The organism is Cohnella zeiphila, assembly GCF_014212055.1.
Lineage (GTDB): Bacteria > Bacillota > Bacilli > Paenibacillales > Paenibacillaceae > Cohnella > Cohnella zeiphila.
The window spans coordinates 1-788 of sequence record NZ_JACJVO010000094.1 but is presented as its reverse complement, the minus strand read 5'-3'; the positions used below and the strand labels follow the sequence as shown (position 1 = coordinate 788).

Annotated in this window: 1 protein-coding gene and 1 pseudogene; both read left to right on the top strand. The window is 57.8% G+C overall.

Going from position 1 to position 788, the window contains the following annotated elements:
• Positions 1 to 325, top strand: a pseudogene (locus tag H7C18_RS34810) (sugar ABC transporter permease); the annotation flags it as partial.
• Positions 326 to 393: 68 nt separating this feature from the next.
• Positions 394 to 788, top strand: a 395-nt coding sequence (locus H7C18_RS34805) for an ABC transporter permease family protein (protein WP_475572005.1), incomplete at its 3' end; no start/stop codon positions are given.

Sequence of the window (788 nt, the reverse complement as noted above, 5' to 3'; positions counted from 1 at the left end):
AGCGGCGGAGATCGACGGAGCGAGCCGCTGGAAGCAGACGCTCTACGTGACGATTCCGTGCATCCTTCCGATCGCGATCGTCGTCGCCACGCTGTCGCTGGGCAACATTCTGAACGCCGGGTTCGACCAGATCATCAACCTGTACAGCCCGCTCGTCTACAAGCAAGGCGACATTATCGACACCTTCGTCTACCGGATGGGCATCCTGAACGCTCAATTCAGCTTCTCCACCGCTGTCGGGCTGTTCAAATCGGCCATCAGCTTCGCGCTGATCTCGATCTCCTACTTCTTCGCCTACAAATATTCGAATTACAGGATCTTTTAAATCTGCGCGGCCCCCCGCAAAGCGCCCGAGCAGNNGCGCTTTGCGGGGTTGTCTCAGGAGGCGGCACCATGTATCGCAAATCGGTTCCTTACCGCGTCTTCAACGTGTTCAATCATGCCCTGCTTGCCCTGCTGGCGGCGGTGTGCGTTCTGCCGCTGATCAACGTGCTGGCGGTATCGTTCAGCTCGAAGTTCGCCGCCCAGGCCAACCTGGTCAAATTCGTTCCCGTACAGTTCACGACGGCCGCTTATACCCGAACGCTGCTGAACCGCAACTTCCTGGAATCTCTGTGGGTTGCCGTCGAGCGCAGCGTTCTCGGCACCGTGCTGTCCATGATCGTCATCGCGATGGCCGCTTATTCGCTGTCCAAGGAGACAAGAGTATTCAAGGGCCGCAGCGGCTACGCCTGGTTTTTTATCGTCAGCATGCTGTTTACCGGAGGGCTCATTCCGAACTACCTGCT